Origin of the sequence: Roseovarius faecimaris (genome assembly GCF_009762325.1) — a bacterium.
GTDB classification, from domain to species: domain Bacteria; phylum Pseudomonadota; class Alphaproteobacteria; order Rhodobacterales; family Rhodobacteraceae; genus Roseovarius; species Roseovarius faecimaris.
In genome coordinates, this window is the sequence record NZ_CP034348.1 from 1,168,754 (window position 1) to 1,182,127 (window position 13,374).

Annotated in this window: 12 protein-coding genes; 9 read left to right on the plus strand and 3 right to left on the minus strand. The window is 63.3% G+C overall.

Annotated features, from left to right (window positions below; translation table 11 throughout):
• Positions 1-82: 82 nt before the first annotated feature.
• The gene (locus tag EI983_RS06170; RefSeq protein WP_157706509.1) at positions 83-1,003 is read right to left on the minus strand and encodes a manganese-dependent inorganic pyrophosphatase; all 921 of its coding nucleotides are present in this window, start codon (positions 1,001-1,003) and stop codon (positions 83-85) included.
• A gap of 90 nt (positions 1,004-1,093) precedes the next feature.
• Between EI983_RS06170 and EI983_RS06175 the strand changes: the two genes are divergently transcribed.
• The gene (locus tag EI983_RS06175) at positions 1,094-1,750 is read left to right on the plus strand and encodes a DUF2161 domain-containing phosphodiesterase (protein WP_157706510.1); all 657 of its coding nucleotides are present in this window, start codon (positions 1,094-1,096) and stop codon (positions 1,748-1,750) included.
• A 20-nt stretch (positions 1,751-1,770) separates the two neighbouring features.
• Here the strand turns inward: EI983_RS06175 and EI983_RS06180 are convergent, their stop codons facing one another.
• Positions 1,771-2,760 carry a TraB/GumN family protein gene (locus EI983_RS06180; RefSeq protein WP_157706511.1) on the minus strand — a complete coding sequence of 330 codons (990 nt, stop codon included), beginning with the start codon at positions 2,758-2,760 and terminating at the stop codon, positions 1,771-1,773.
• 201 nt (positions 2,761-2,961) lie between these two features.
• Here EI983_RS06180 and groES point away from each other — a divergent pair, with 201 nt between their 5' ends.
• From groES to EI983_RS06205, 5 genes are all read left to right on the plus strand, one after another.
• Entirely contained in the window at positions 2,962-3,273 is a 312-nt protein-coding gene (groES, locus tag EI983_RS06185; RefSeq protein ID WP_157706512.1) for a co-chaperone GroES, read from the plus strand.
• 56 nt (positions 3,274-3,329) lie between these two features.
• A complete protein-coding gene (gene groL / locus EI983_RS06190) occupies positions 3,330-4,976 on the plus strand; it encodes a chaperonin GroEL (RefSeq protein WP_157706513.1) in 1,647 nt (548 codons plus the stop codon).
• 242 nt (positions 4,977-5,218) lie between these two features.
• The gene (locus EI983_RS06195) at positions 5,219-6,031 is read left to right on the plus strand and encodes a TIGR00282 family metallophosphoesterase (protein WP_157706514.1); all 813 of its coding nucleotides are present in this window, start codon (positions 5,219-5,221) and stop codon (positions 6,029-6,031) included.
• Positions 6,028-6,972 carry a DMT family transporter gene (locus tag EI983_RS06200; RefSeq protein WP_157706515.1) on the plus strand — a complete coding sequence of 315 codons (945 nt, stop codon included), beginning with the start codon at positions 6,028-6,030 and terminating at the stop codon, positions 6,970-6,972. The genes EI983_RS06195 and EI983_RS06200 overlap by 4 nt, the downstream gene beginning before the upstream one ends.
• Positions 6,973-7,037: 65 nt before the next feature.
• The gene (locus EI983_RS06205) at positions 7,038-8,753 is read left to right on the plus strand and encodes an SLC13 family permease (protein ID WP_246162387.1); all 1,716 of its coding nucleotides are present in this window, start codon (positions 7,038-7,040) and stop codon (positions 8,751-8,753) included.
• Between the two features lie 88 nt (positions 8,754-8,841).
• Here EI983_RS06205 and EI983_RS06210 read toward each other — a convergent pair whose 3' ends face one another.
• Positions 8,842-10,614 (minus strand): SLC13 family permease, encoded by a 1,773-nt coding sequence (locus tag EI983_RS06210; RefSeq protein WP_157706517.1) that lies wholly within the window; start codon positions 10,612-10,614, stop codon positions 8,842-8,844.
• Positions 10,615-10,736: 122 nt separating this feature from the next.
• On the opposite strand from EI983_RS06210, the gene EI983_RS06215 reads away from it, so the two are divergent.
• The 3 genes from EI983_RS06215 to EI983_RS06225 all read left to right on the plus strand — a co-directional run bounded on the left by EI983_RS06215 (position 10,737) and on the right by EI983_RS06225 (position 13,345).
• On the plus strand, positions 10,737-11,486 hold the full coding sequence (locus EI983_RS06215; RefSeq protein ID WP_157706518.1) for a YebC/PmpR family DNA-binding transcriptional regulator: 750 nt from the start codon (positions 10,737-10,739) through the stop codon (positions 11,484-11,486).
• A gap of 243 nt (positions 11,487-11,729) precedes the next feature.
• A complete protein-coding gene (locus EI983_RS06220; RefSeq protein ID WP_157706519.1) occupies positions 11,730-12,323 on the plus strand; it encodes a LysE/ArgO family amino acid transporter in 594 nt (197 codons plus the stop codon).
• 89 nt (positions 12,324-12,412) lie between these two features.
• Positions 12,413-13,345 (plus strand): pirin family protein, encoded by a 933-nt coding sequence (locus EI983_RS06225; RefSeq protein WP_157706520.1) that lies wholly within the window; start codon positions 12,413-12,415, stop codon positions 13,343-13,345.
• Positions 13,346-13,374 lie beyond the last annotated feature (29 nt).

Below are 13,374 nucleotides of genomic sequence, written 5' to 3' on the forward strand. Positions count from 1 at the left end.
GCAAACCGCTATTGCGGTGCGGGCAAGGCCGCACGAGCCGGGCCACCGATCAGGCGGCGCCCGGCCCGGCGAATTGGCGGGTTCAGACCGCGAGGTTGGGGATGATCTGCTTCTTGCGGCTCATGATGCCGGGCAGGACGACCGTATCGCCCGAGACCGACGCGCCAAAGCTTTTCTCGGCGACGCTCTTGACCAGGTCATTGGGGACAAGCAGCGTGGCTTCTTCCTTCAGGATGTCCACCACGAACAGCAGCACCTGATCGACGCCATCCTCTGCGGCGACGCCTTTCATGCTCTCCATCAGGCTGTCCTTGCGGTCGAGCACGATGGCAGGGGCGGTGGTTTCCAGAACAGACACGCGGAAGGTGGTGTCGCCGACGCCATATTCCTTGCTGTCCATGCGGATCAGCTCGGCATCGGAGAAGGACGAGACATCGGATTTCGCGGCGAACATCTCGGCGGCATAGGTCGGGATGTCGAGGCCCAGATCCTTGGCCAGCCGCTCGGCGGTGGCACGGTCATGCGGTGTGGTGGTGGGGCTGCGGAACTCCAGCGTGTCACTGAGAATGCAGGTTAGCGCCGCACCCTTGGCCCAGTCGGGCATGCGGTCGGCATCGTCGCCCATCAGGTCGATCATGATGGTGGCGGTGCAGGCCAGGGGGCGCACGGTGATCTCGATCGGGCCTTTGGTTTCAAGCCCGCCCACCAGCTTGTGGTGGTCGATGATCGCCTGCACATCGGCTGCATTGATCGAGGCGGGCAGTTCAGCGGGGTTGTTGGTGTCGACGATGACACAGGGCTGATCGGCCTCGACATCCTCGATGATACGCGGCTTGGGCAGGTTCCAGCGCTCCAGCATGAAGGCGGCCTCGGTGTTCGGCTCCCCCAGCAGAACGGCCTCGGCGCCGCCGCCGTTGACCTCGTTCATGTACCAGGCCCACAGGATCGGCGAGCCGGTGCTGTCAGTATCGGGAGATTTATGTCCAAAGACGAGAGTGGTCATGTCGGGCCTCGTATAAAGCGTGATTTTGCGCGCCTTATAGGCCGGGTCACGGGGCTTGTCACCCGGCTTGGCTGCGGCCAAATTGCATTCATGACAAAACCCGCCGAGACCGATCTTTATCCGCCCGTCAAAGCCTGGCTTGAGGCTCTGGGCTATGAGGTCAAGGCCGAGGTGGGGGCGGCGGATGTGATGGCCTGCCGTAACGGCGCGGAGCCGGTGGTGGTCGAGTTGAAGACAGGGTTTTCGCTGACGCTTCTGCAACAGGCCGTGGCGCGCCAGGCGGTGACGGATCAGGTCTATGTCGCCGTGCCGCGCTGGCAGGGCAAGGCAGGCTGGCGGGCGTTCAAGGGCAATATCGGGCTGTGCAAGCGGCTCGGGATCGGGGTGCTGAGCGTTGCGTTGCCCGAGGGCAGGGTGCAGGCGCATTGCGACCCGTCCGAGTTCCGCCCGCGCAAATCGAAACTTCGCGCAGCGCGGCTGATGCAGGAATTCAAGGCGCGCGACGGAGACCCCAATGCCGGCGGCACGCGCGGGCAGGTGATGACCGCCTACAAGCAGGATGCGCTGCGCTGTGTGGCGTATCTGGCCGCGCATGGCCCGACAAAGGCATCCCAGGTGGCGCGCGAGACCGGCGTCTCCCGTGCCCGGCAAATCATGGCGGATAATCACTCGGGCTGGTTCTTTCGCGCCGCGCGGGGGATCTATGCGGTCAGCGACAGCGGCCTGGATGTTTCGGCCGACCTTTAGGGCAGGGATTTATCTGACCGCTACGGGTCAAACGGCAGGGGCGTGATTGTAAAGCCCTCTTTCTCCAGCAGGTGCAACACACCATCTGGGCCCGGCAAATGCGCAGCGCCCACGGCGGCGAAAACGTTCCTGCCTTCAGCCTCGTCCAAAAGAAGCTCAACCCACGCTGTGTTCCGCCGGACCAGCATAAGCTCTTCCATCAGGGTGAAATCCTCTTCTGCCGTCTCTCCGCCGGTCTCAAGCGTGATCATGCGGGACAGCTCCCAGATCATCGCGATCTTCTGATTCAGATATTGCTGGCGAAGGGTATAAGCCATGTCATCGGCATCCCCCGTCCAGACGAAGAACAGCCGGATCATGTCGAGCTGATCCTCCTGCGGGAAGCTGTCCATCATCGTCAGAAGCGTGCGATAATCCTCCAGCGACCTGCTTGGATTGTTGATATCGGCTGCGTGGTCACCAATCCGCTTGTCGATGCCATCCTCCTCCATGACGCCTGCGCGTGCTTCGCAGGGGCCGACGCCCAGCAGGATTGCCGCCCACATCGGCTTGAACTTGGCGGCCATGAAGCCGGGGATCGCCCGGTCAGCCATCGCGGATTTATATCTTTGCCAATCCGCCTCTCCCAGAAGATCCGGAAGGGTGGGGCCTTCGGTGATGAACATGATGGATGGGTCGCTGGCAATCTCGGTTTCGAGCCTGGCCTGATCGTCATTCGACACTTCCAGATAGACCGCATCGGCCCCTTCGATCAGCGGCTTGAGCGTGTCGAGATGCGCCTCTGTATGTGGGTGGGCAAAATGATAGGTGCCGAACCATGTGATCGTGGTGTCGCCCCGCGCAGCACTCCAAAGCAGCCCCTCGCCAAACTGCGTCTGTGATGCCCGCTCTTCCAGATCCGTGCGTTGTTCGGCCGGCAAAGCGGCGATCAGGTCCGTGCCTTCGCACCGGGCAAAGGCCACGATAGGCATCAGCGCAAAGACCAGAAATGAAAGGAAAAGCCGCATCATCGCCTCATCTTTGTTCTTGGTTTTCGCGCAGATTAGTGCCGTGCCCGTCACCTTGCAAATGATATGAAAATTTTTTTCCACGCGTGTTGACAGCCTGGGGAACTGTCCTTAGCTATACGCCGTTAGCACTCGACAAGGGTGAGTGCTAATGATCCCGCAAGGGGTCATTTGGGAGAAACTTTGAGCCAAGGAGCCAAAGACATGGCATTTAAACCGCTGCATGACCGCGTGCTGGTCCGTCGCGTTGAAAGCGAAGAGAAAACCGCTGGTGGGCTGATTATCCCCGACAGCGCCAAGGAAAAGCCCAGCGAAGGTGAAGTTGTTGCTTGTGGCGACGGTGCCCGCAAGGACAATGGCGAGCTGATCGAAATGGCCGTGAAGGCCGGTGATCGCGTTCTGTTCGGCAAATGGTCGGGCACCGAGATCAACATCGACGGCGAAGAGCTGCTGATCATGAAAGAAAGCGACATTCTGGGCGTCATGGTATCCGACGCGGCCGCCAAAGCCGCCTGAACCCCCCGGATCGTCTGAGACCTAACCGAAATTTCTGAACATCAGGAGCAACTGATATGTCTGCAAAAGACGTCAAATTCGACACCGATGCCCGCGGCAAGATGCTGCGCGGCGTGAACATTCTGGCCGATGCCGTCAAGGTGACGCTGGGCCCCAAAGGCCGCAACGTGGTCCTCGACAAATCCTTCGGCGCTCCGCGCATCACCAAAGACGGTGTGTCCGTGGCCAAGGAAATCGAACTGGAAGACAAGTTCGAGAACATGGGCGCGCAAATGGTCAAAGAAGTGGCCAGCCGCACCAATGACGAAGCCGGCGACGGCACCACCACCGCCACCGTTCTGGCGCAAGCCATCGTCAAAGAAGGCATGAAGGCCGTTGCCGCCGGCATGAACCCGATGGACCTCAAGCGCGGTATCGACCTTGCCACCGGCAAAGTGGTCGCCGCCATCAAGGATGCCGCCCGCGAAGTGAACGACAGCGCCGAAGTGGCACAGGTCGGCACCATCTCGGCCAACGGCGAAGCCTCGATCGGTCAGCAGATCGCTGACGCGATGCAGAAAGTCGGCAACGAAGGTGTGATCACCGTCGAGGAAAACAAAGGCCTGGAAACCGAGACCGACGTGGTCGAGGGCATGCAGTTCGACCGTGGCTACCTCAGCCCGTATTTCGTGACCAACGCCGACAAGATGACCGCAGAGCTCGAAGACTGCCTCATCCTGCTGCACGAGAAGAAACTCTCGTCGCTGCAGCCGATGGTGCCGCTGCTCGAGCAGGTGATCCAGTCGCAAAAGCCGCTGCTGATCATCGCAGAAGACGTGGAAGGCGAAGCGCTGGCGACCCTGGTGGTCAACAAGCTGCGCGGTGGCCTGAAGATTGCCGCCGTCAAGGCACCGGGCTTCGGCGACCGCCGCAAGGCCATGCTGCAGGACATCGCCATTCTGACCGGCGGTCAGGTGATCTCCGAAGACCTCGGCATGAAGCTCGAGTCGGTGACCATGGACATGCTGGGCTCGGCCAAGAAGGTCGAAATCACCAAGGACGAAACCACTGTTGTGGACGGCGCCGGTGAAAAGGCCGAGATCGAGGCCCGTGTGACCCAGATCCGCAGCCAGATCGAAGAAACCTCGTCGGATTACGACCGTGAGAAGCTGCAAGAGCGCGTGGCCAAGCTGGCCGGCGGTGTTGCCGTGATCCGCGTTGGCGGCATGACCGAAGTCGAAGTGAAAGAGCGCAAGGACCGTGTGGACGACGCGCTGAACGCCACCCGCGCCGCTGTGCAGGAAGGCATCGTCGTTGGCGGCGGTGTGGCTCTGGTGCAGGCAGGCAAAGTGCTCGAAGGTCTGGCCGGTGACAACGCCGATCAGAACAACGGTATCGCCATCGTGCGCCGCGCGCTGGAAGCGCCGCTGCGTCAGATCGCTGAAAACGCCGGTGTCGACGGGGCCGTGGTCGCGGGCAAAATCCGCGAATCGAACGATCCCAAGTTCGGCTTTAACGCACAGACCGAAGAATATGGCGACATGTTTGCCTATGGTGTGATTGACCCCGCCAAAGTGGTCCGCACCGCGCTGGAAGATGCTGCCTCGGTGGCTGGTCTGCTGATCACGACCGAAGCCATGGTTGCCGACAAGCCCGCCAAGGAAGGTGCTGGCGGCATGGGCGGCGGCATGCCCGACATGGGCGGCATGGGCGGCATGATGTAAGCAAGCGTTTCGCAATTGCGAAACGTGCCGAGCGAAAGTCGTTTCACCTGAACGGGTCAGACGACGCCGCTCTCGCCACAGAACTGAGAAGGGCCGCCTCCGTGCGGCCCTTTTTCATACCCGCCAGCCGCATATGCCCTGGGCGATAGTCGGAGCCTCGAGCGGGAGTATTTCGATCAAGACGAAGCGGCAGCGCATCTCTGTGCTTGCCCTTCTCACCAACCCCACCTAACACCGATTCCATGAAGATCTTGTTCCTGGGCGATGTGATGGGCCGGGCCGGGCGGCGCGCGATCACCGAAAACCTGCCGCGACTGCGCGAGGCGTGGCGGCTCGATTTTGTCGTGGTCAATGGCGAGAATGCCACCGGTGGCATGGGGCTGAGCGGCAGTCACGCCAAGCTTTTGCTGGACGCGGGGGCGGATTGCGTGACGCTGGGCGATCATGCCTTTGACCAGAAGGACATGCTGCAGTTTATCCAGGGCGAGCCGCGCATCATTCGCCCGCTCAACTTTTCCAAAGTGGCCCCGGGGCAGGGCGCGCGGGTGTTTTCCGATGCGCGCGGGCGCAAGGTGCTTGTGACCCAGGTCCTGGGCCAGGTGTTCATGAAGCGCGCCTATGATGACCCGTTCTCGGCCATGGACGCCGCTTTGCGCGCGCACCCGCTGGGCGGGGCGGTTCAGGCGGCGATTGTCGATGTGCATTGCGAGGCCACGTCCGAGAAGATGGCGATGGGCCATTTCTGCGATGGCCGGGCGAGCCTTGTCGTGGGCACCCATACACATATTCCCACGGCGGACGCGCAGCTTTTGCCGGGGGGCACCGCGTTTCTGGGGGATGCGGGCATGTGCGGCGATTACCTGAGCGTGATCGGCATGGACCGGGCCGAGCCGATGCGCCGCTTTGTCACCGGCATGAACAAGGAGCGTTTCAGCCCCGCGATGGGCGAGGCGACGCTGTCGGGTGTCTATATCGAGACCGATGATGCGACCGGCAAGGCCACCCGTATCGAGATGGTCCGGCAGGGCGGGCGCCTGGCACAGGCCGGGCCATGACCGCCCCGCTCGGCCTCTGGGCCGTGCTGGTGGCCATGGGGGTCGGCTGGGGTCTGACCATACCACTGGCCAAGATCGCGGTCAGCACCGGGCATATGCCGATGGGGCTGATCTTCTGGCAGCTGGTTGTCGTGACGCTCTTTCTCGGGACGATCACCATGCTCCGCGGCAAGGCGCTCGTCTTTCGCAGGCGGCATCTGAAGCTGCTGATCATGGTGGCGCTGTGCGGTGCGGTATTACCCGATATTTTCTATTACCTTTCAGCAATTTACCTGCCCGGTGGCATCATGTCGATCGCGGCAACGACCACGGTCATGTTCTCCTTGCCGATCGCAATCCTTCTGGGGAATGAACGGTTCGAAATGCGCCGCTTCTTCGGCCTGATTTTCGGCTTCATCGGGGTGCTCCTGCTGGTGGCGCCCGACGCCAGCCTGCCTGAGGGAACGGCGGCCTTCTGGGTGCTCATCGCCCTGTGCGGCCCCGCGCTCTACGCGACCGAGGGCAACCTGGTGATGAAATGGGGCACGCAGGACCTCGACCCGCTTCAGGTGGTTGTCGGGGCCTCGGCGGTGGGGCTGGTCATCGCCGCGCCCGCCGCATGGGTCAGCGGGCAATGGGTCAATCCCTTTGCCGCATTCGGCCGGGCCGAGACTGCGCTCGCGACCGGGGCCGCGCTGCATGCGCTGGTCTATGCCACCTATGTCTGGCTGGTGGGGCGGGCCGGATCGGTCTTTGCGGCACAATCGGCCTATGTGGTCACCGGATTTGGCGTGCTGTCCTCCATGGTCATGCTGTCGGAAAGCTATTCGCTCTGGGTTTGGGCCGCGATGGGCGTGATGATGCTGGGCATGGCGCTGGTCCAGCCGCGCCCCCGGATCGCGCTTGCTCCCGACGAGGGCATCGGCGACACTACGCAAACCCTTGAGCGAGGCGCACGGTAGTGGTTCAATTTTTGCAAGTGTCCCAGGACGGGCAGGCGGTTCTGACCCTGCTCGTGGTCTTGGCGATGTTCGTGCTCTTCATCCGTGAGGTCTATCCCACAGAGGTGGTGGCGATGAGCGGCGCGGCGGTGCTGCTGGCGCTGGGGGTGCTGCCCTATGAGGCCGCGCTCAATGTGCTGTCGAACCCCGCGCCCTGGACCATTGCGGCGATGTTCATCGTGATGGGGGCGCTGGTGCGCACCGGCGCGCTTGATGCCTTCACCGCGATGGCCGACCGCAAGGCCAAGACCAATCCGCGCCTTGCCATCGCCATGCTGCTGGGCTTTGTCATCATCGCCTCGGCCTTTGTCAGCAACACGCCGGTGGTTGTCGTGATGATCCCGGTTTTCGTGCAGCTTGCCCGGTCGCTCGACCTGACCGCCTCCAAGCTGCTGATCCCGCTCAGCTATGCGGCCATTCTGGGCGGCACTCTGACGCTGATCGGCACCTCCACGAACCTGCTGGTTGACGGGGTGGCGCGCGCCCAGGGGCTGGAGCCGTTCACGATTTTCGAGGTCACACCGCTGGGCATCATCCTGGTGATCTGGGGCATGATCTATCTGCGCTTCTTCGGGCCGTTCCTGCTGCCTGACCGGGACAGCATGGCCGATTTGCTGTCTGACAAGTCCCGGATGAAGTTCTTTACCGAGGCCGTGATCCCGCCGGAGTCGAACCTCATTGGGCGCGAAGTGACCGGCGTGCAGCTTTTCAAACGCGAAGGCGTGCGTCTGATTGACGTGATCCGCGGCGATCTCTCGCTCAGGCGCAACCTGAAGGGGGTGACGCTTCAGGTCGGTGACAGGGTGGTGCTGCGTACGCAGATGACCGAGCTTCTGAGCCTGCAAAGCAACAAGGAACTCAAGCGCGTCGATCAGGTCTCGGCGGTGGAGACGACCACGGTCGAGGTGCTGATCACGCCGGGCTGCAAGATGGTGGGCCGGTCGCTTGGTGCGCTGCGGCTGCGGCGGCGCTATGGCGTCTATCCGCTGGCGGTGCACCGGCGCAACCAGAACATTGGCCGCCAGCTGGACGATCTGGTGGTGCGCGTGGGCGACACGCTTCTTCTGGAAGGCGCGCCCGAAGATATTCAGAGGCTCGCGCGCGAAATGGATATGGTCGATGTCTCGCACCCTTCCGCGCGGGCCTTCCGCCGGGGCCACGCGCCGCTGGCCTTTGCGGCCCTGGCGATGATCGTGGTGCTGGCCGGGCTGGGCGTGGCCCCCATCTTCATGCTCAGCGCCATCGCCGTGGCCTTTGTTCTGATTGTCCGCTGCATTGATGCGGATGAGGCGTTTTCCTTTATCGACGGGCGTTTGCTGGCGCTGATCTTCTCGATGCTGGCCATCGGGGCGGCGCTGGAAAGCTCGGGCGCGGTCAGCCTGATCGTAGAGGCCATCGCCCCCGGTCTGTCGATCCTGCCGACCTTCCTCGTGGTCTGGGCGATCTACCTTCTGACCTCGGTGCTGACAGAAATGGTGTCGAACAACGCCGTCGCGGTGGTGGTCACGCCCATCGCCATCGGCCTTGCCGGGGCCATGGGGGTCGATCCGCGCCCGCTGGTGGTGGCGGTGATGGTGGCGGCGTCGGCCAGCTTTGCCACGCCCATCGGCTATCAGACCAACACGCTGGTCTATGGCCCCGGCGGGTACCGCTTCACCGATTTCATGAAAGTGGGCATTCCGCTCAACCTCAGTATCGGGTTGCTGGCCTCGGCGATCATCCCCTTCATCTGGCCGTTGTGAGCGTCATCACGGTTGGAATTTGACTATCTGGAGATAGATGAAAAGAGCGAGACCTGCTCTTCATCGTTCCCAAAATACTCATTCGCCGTCAGAGCGGCCAGAACACCAGAATGGCCGGGATCGAGACCGCCACCACGAGCACCTCCAGGGGCAGCCCCATGCGCCAGTAATCGCCGAACTTGTAACCGCCGGGGCCCAGGATCAACGTATTGTTTTTATGGCCAATCGGCGTGAGAAAGGCCGAGGAGGCGGCAATGGCCACGGCCATCAGGAACGGATCGGGCGACACATCGAGGCTCTGCGCCATCTGAATGCCCACAGGGGCGGCGACGATGGTGGTGGCGGTGTTGTTGAGCACATCCGACAGGCTCATCGTCACGATCATCAGCACCGTCAGGATCGCCCAGGCGGGCAGGCCTTCGGTCAGACCCACCAGCGCGCCCGCGATCAGCTCTGTGCCGCCCACGTCTTCCAGAGCCGCGCCCAGCGGGATCATCGAACCCAAGAGGACCACAACGGGCCATTCGATATGATCGTAAAGCTCTTTCAGCGGTACGATCTGCGCCAGCACATAAGCCACGACGACAAGTCCGAGCGCGATGGGCAGGTAGAGCAGGCCAAAGCTTGCCGCCGCCACGGCGGCGCCGAAGAGGCCAATGGCAAGCCAGGTCTTGCTGTCCTGCGTCACCGCAAGGCCACGATTGGCCAGCGGCAGACAGCCGAGCCAGTCGGTGACGTCCGGCCCCTTGCCTTCGGGAACGAGCAGCAACAAGATATCGCCGGTGCGGATCGGCGTCTTGCGCACCTGCTTGGTGATCTTTTGCCCTTGCCGGGAAATGCCCATTAAAACAGAGCGTTGCCGCCAGTGCAGCCCAATCGACTGCGCGGTTTTCCCGCTGATCCGGCTTTCGGCGGTGGCCACCACTTCGATAAGATCGAGCCCTGCGCCCTCGGCTTTCAGAAGCTCTTCGCGCTTGTCATCCGCGAAGTTGAGCTTGAGAGCGGCGCGAAACTCGTCCAGCGCGTCGGGTGTCGCCTCAAGCACCAGCGCGTCGCCCGCCCGGATCTCGGTGTTGATGGAAGAGCCGTATCGCCGCTTGCCGTCCCGGATCAGGCCGATGATGGCCACATCGGCCTTGTCGGAGGCCTCCTCCATCTCAATCAGGCGTTTGCCGATATGGGGGCTGTCCTCGGGCACGGTCAGCTCGGCAATATATTGTCCCAGATCAGAGGGTTGCAGGGTGCTGTCCTCGCGCTGGGGGATCAGCCGCCAGCCGATCAGCGCCACGAAGATCAGCCCGGCAATGGCGGTGACCCCGCCGACGGGCGCGAAGTCGAACATCTTGAACGGCGCGCCCAGGGCATCCTCGCGAATGGCGGCGATGATGATGTTCGGCGGCGTGCCGATCAGCGTGACCATGCCGCCGAGGATCGTGCAAAAACTGAGCGGCATCAAAGAGATACCGGGCGCGCGCCCGGCCTTGCGGGCGGTTTGCACGTCGACCGGCATCAGGAGCGCCAGCGCGGCGACATTGTTCATGAAGGCCGAAAGAACACCCCCCACACCGCCCATGATGGCGATATGCGCGCCCAGGGCGCGGGAGCTGTCGACGAGGGTGCGGGTGATGAGGTAGACGGCGCCGGAGCGGACGAGGCCGGCGGAGACAACGAGCACGAGCGCCACGACGAGCGTGGCCGGGTGGCCGAAGCCGGAAAACGCGTCCTTGGTGGGCACCACGCCCAGCACCACGCCGATCATCAGCGCGGAAAAGGCAACAAGATCATAGCGATAGCGCCCCCATAGCAGGAGGCCGAACACCGCCCCGAAGAGGCTGAAAAGGATGATCTGATCTGTGGTCATGGCACTGCCTTTCTGGCCCTCAGCCAAGCCTATTCGCGCCATGAACGCAACCGGGTTGCGAGGCCCCCCGGGCCTGTCCTATAGAGGCGTGCATTAAGGTTTTACCCGGGGAGACACCGCCAATGGCCGGCCATTCAAAATGGGCAAATATTCAGCACCGCAAGGGGCGGCAGGACGCCGTGCGCGCCAAGCTTTTCTCCAAGCTTTCCAAGGAGATCACCATCGCCGCCAAGATGGGCGACCCGGATCCGGAGAAAAACCCGCGCCTGCGGCTGGCGGTGAAAAGCGCCAAGTCCCAGTCGATGCCCAATGACAATATCGACCGGGCGATTAAGAAAGCGATCGGCGGCGACGCCGAGGATTACGAGGAAATCCGCTATGAGGGCTACGGGCCGAGTGGCGTGGCGGTGATCGTGGAGGCGATGACCGACAACCGCAACCGCACCGCGAGCACCGTGCGGTCGACCTTTACCAAACATGGCGGCAACCTGGGCGAGACCGGCAGCGTCGGCTTCATGTTCGAGCGCAAGGGCGAGGTGACCTATACCGCCGAGGCGGGCGATGCCGACACCGTGATGATGGCCGCCATCGAGGCCGGGGCAGAAGATGTGGAATCGAGCGAGGATGGCCACACGATCTGGTGTGCGGACACGGATCTGAACGATGTGTCGAACGCGCTGGAAGCCGAGCTGGGCGAGAGCGAGGACACCCGCCTGACCTGGCGGCCGACGACCACGACGGAGCTGGATCTTGAGGGCATGCAGAAGCTGATGCGGCTCATCGAGGCGCTGGAGGATGACGACGACGTGCAGCGCGTCACCACCAATTTCGAAGCCTCCGACGAGGTGATGGCGCAGCTCGCGGCAGAGTAAGCTTACCATTTGGTGACACGACCGGATTTTGTACGTTTTGTACAAAATGCCCCCCTGTTTTGTACAATCGGCGGGGGTCACGGGAATGTGAATTTCCTGAACGGTTGGTTAACACGACCGGGGGTCGCACTGGGGCGCGGGATCGCCCCTGTCCCGGCCGGGTGTGCCGCGTCACGGGCGATGCGGCCGGAACCGGGGCACGGCAATGGTGCGTGAGATCACGCACCCTACGGGAGGGGTCTGATGCAGGCGGCGATGGCGGGGTTTGCGCTGGGATTTTCGCTGATCCTGGCGATCGGCGCGCAGAACGCGTTCGTGCTGCGGCAGGGGCTGCGCCGGGCGCATGTGTTTGCCGTGTGCCTGACCTGTGCGCTGAGCGATGCGGTGCTGATTGCCGCAGGTGTCGCGGGCTTTGGCGCGCTCAGCGAGGCGGTGCCGGGGCTGGAGAGCGTGATGCGTTATGGCGGGGCGGCGTTTTTGCTGGCCTATGGCGCGCGCAGTTTTCACGCCGCCTGGAAGGGCGGGGCGCAGATGGGCGAGGGGCAAAGGGCCGGATCGCTTAGGGCGGCGCTGCTGACCTGCCTTGCGCTGACCTGGCTCAATCCGCATGTCTATCTGGATACGGTGGTTCTGTTGGGATCGGTCTCGGCGCAGTATGACGACCGGCTGAGCTTTGCCCTGGGGGGCATCACGGCCAGTTTTGTCTTTTTCTTCTCGCTTGGCTACGGCGCGCGCATCCTGGACCCGCTGTTTCGCAGGCCCGAGGCCTGGCGGGTGCTGGATGTGCTGGTGGGGGGCGTCATGTGGGCGATCGCGGTCAAACTGATCTGGATGTGAGGCGCGGCACAGCCGGTGTGCAACGGCACGGGATTGGCCGGGGGCCGGGGCTGACCTAGCTTTGAAGGAACAGAGCTGGAGGATGCGCGATGAGCTGGAACCCGACATTGGAACCCGACTGCCCCGAGGCCGGGCGGCTTGAGGACATCGAGACCCTGATCGTGCCGCGGGCGCGGGATCTGGGCGAGTTCGAGGTGCGCCGGGCGCTGCCCGCGCCGAAGCGGCAGATGGTGGGCCCGTTCATCTTTTTCGATCAGATGGGGCCGGTGGAGTTTCTGACCGGGCAGGGGATCGACGTGCGTCCGCATCCGCATATCGGACTGGGGACGGTGACCTATCTTTACGAGGGCGAGTTTCAGCACCGCGACAGCCTGGGCACCGATCAGATGATCTATCCCGGTGAGGTGAACTGGATGGTGGCCGGCCACGGCGTGACCCATTCGGAACGCACCAGCGAGGCAACCCGCAAGGGCAAGAGCCCGCTTTTTGGCATTCAGACCTGGGTGGCCCTGCCGGAAGAGCACGAGGAGCGGGAGGCGAGTTTCGAGCATCATGGCGCGGAGGCGCTGCCGGAGCTGGAGGGCGAGGGCAAGCACCTGCGCCTGATCATGGGGCGCGGCTGGGGCGCGCGGGCGCCGGTGAGCACGTTCACGGACATGTTCTATGCCGATGTGGTGATGCAGGCGGGGGCGAAACTGCCCTTGCCGGAGGATCACGAGGATCGCGGGGTTTATGTCACGCAAGGGTCGGTCGAGATTGCGGGCGAGACGTTCGACGCGGGCCGCATGATGGTGTTTCGCCCGGGCGATGCGATCACGCTGACCGCGGGCGCGCAGGGCGCGCGTATCATGGCGCTGGGCGGGGAGACACTGAATGGTCCGCGGCATATCTGGTGGAATTTCGTGGCCTCAAGCAAGGAGAAGATCGAGGCCGCCAAGGAGGCCTGGGCCAAGGGCGACTGGGCGCATGGGCGGTTTCAGCTGCCGCCGGGGGATGACGCGGAGTTCATCCCGCTGCCCTGAGAGGTGCGCGTGCGCAGGGGGCGGCCGGG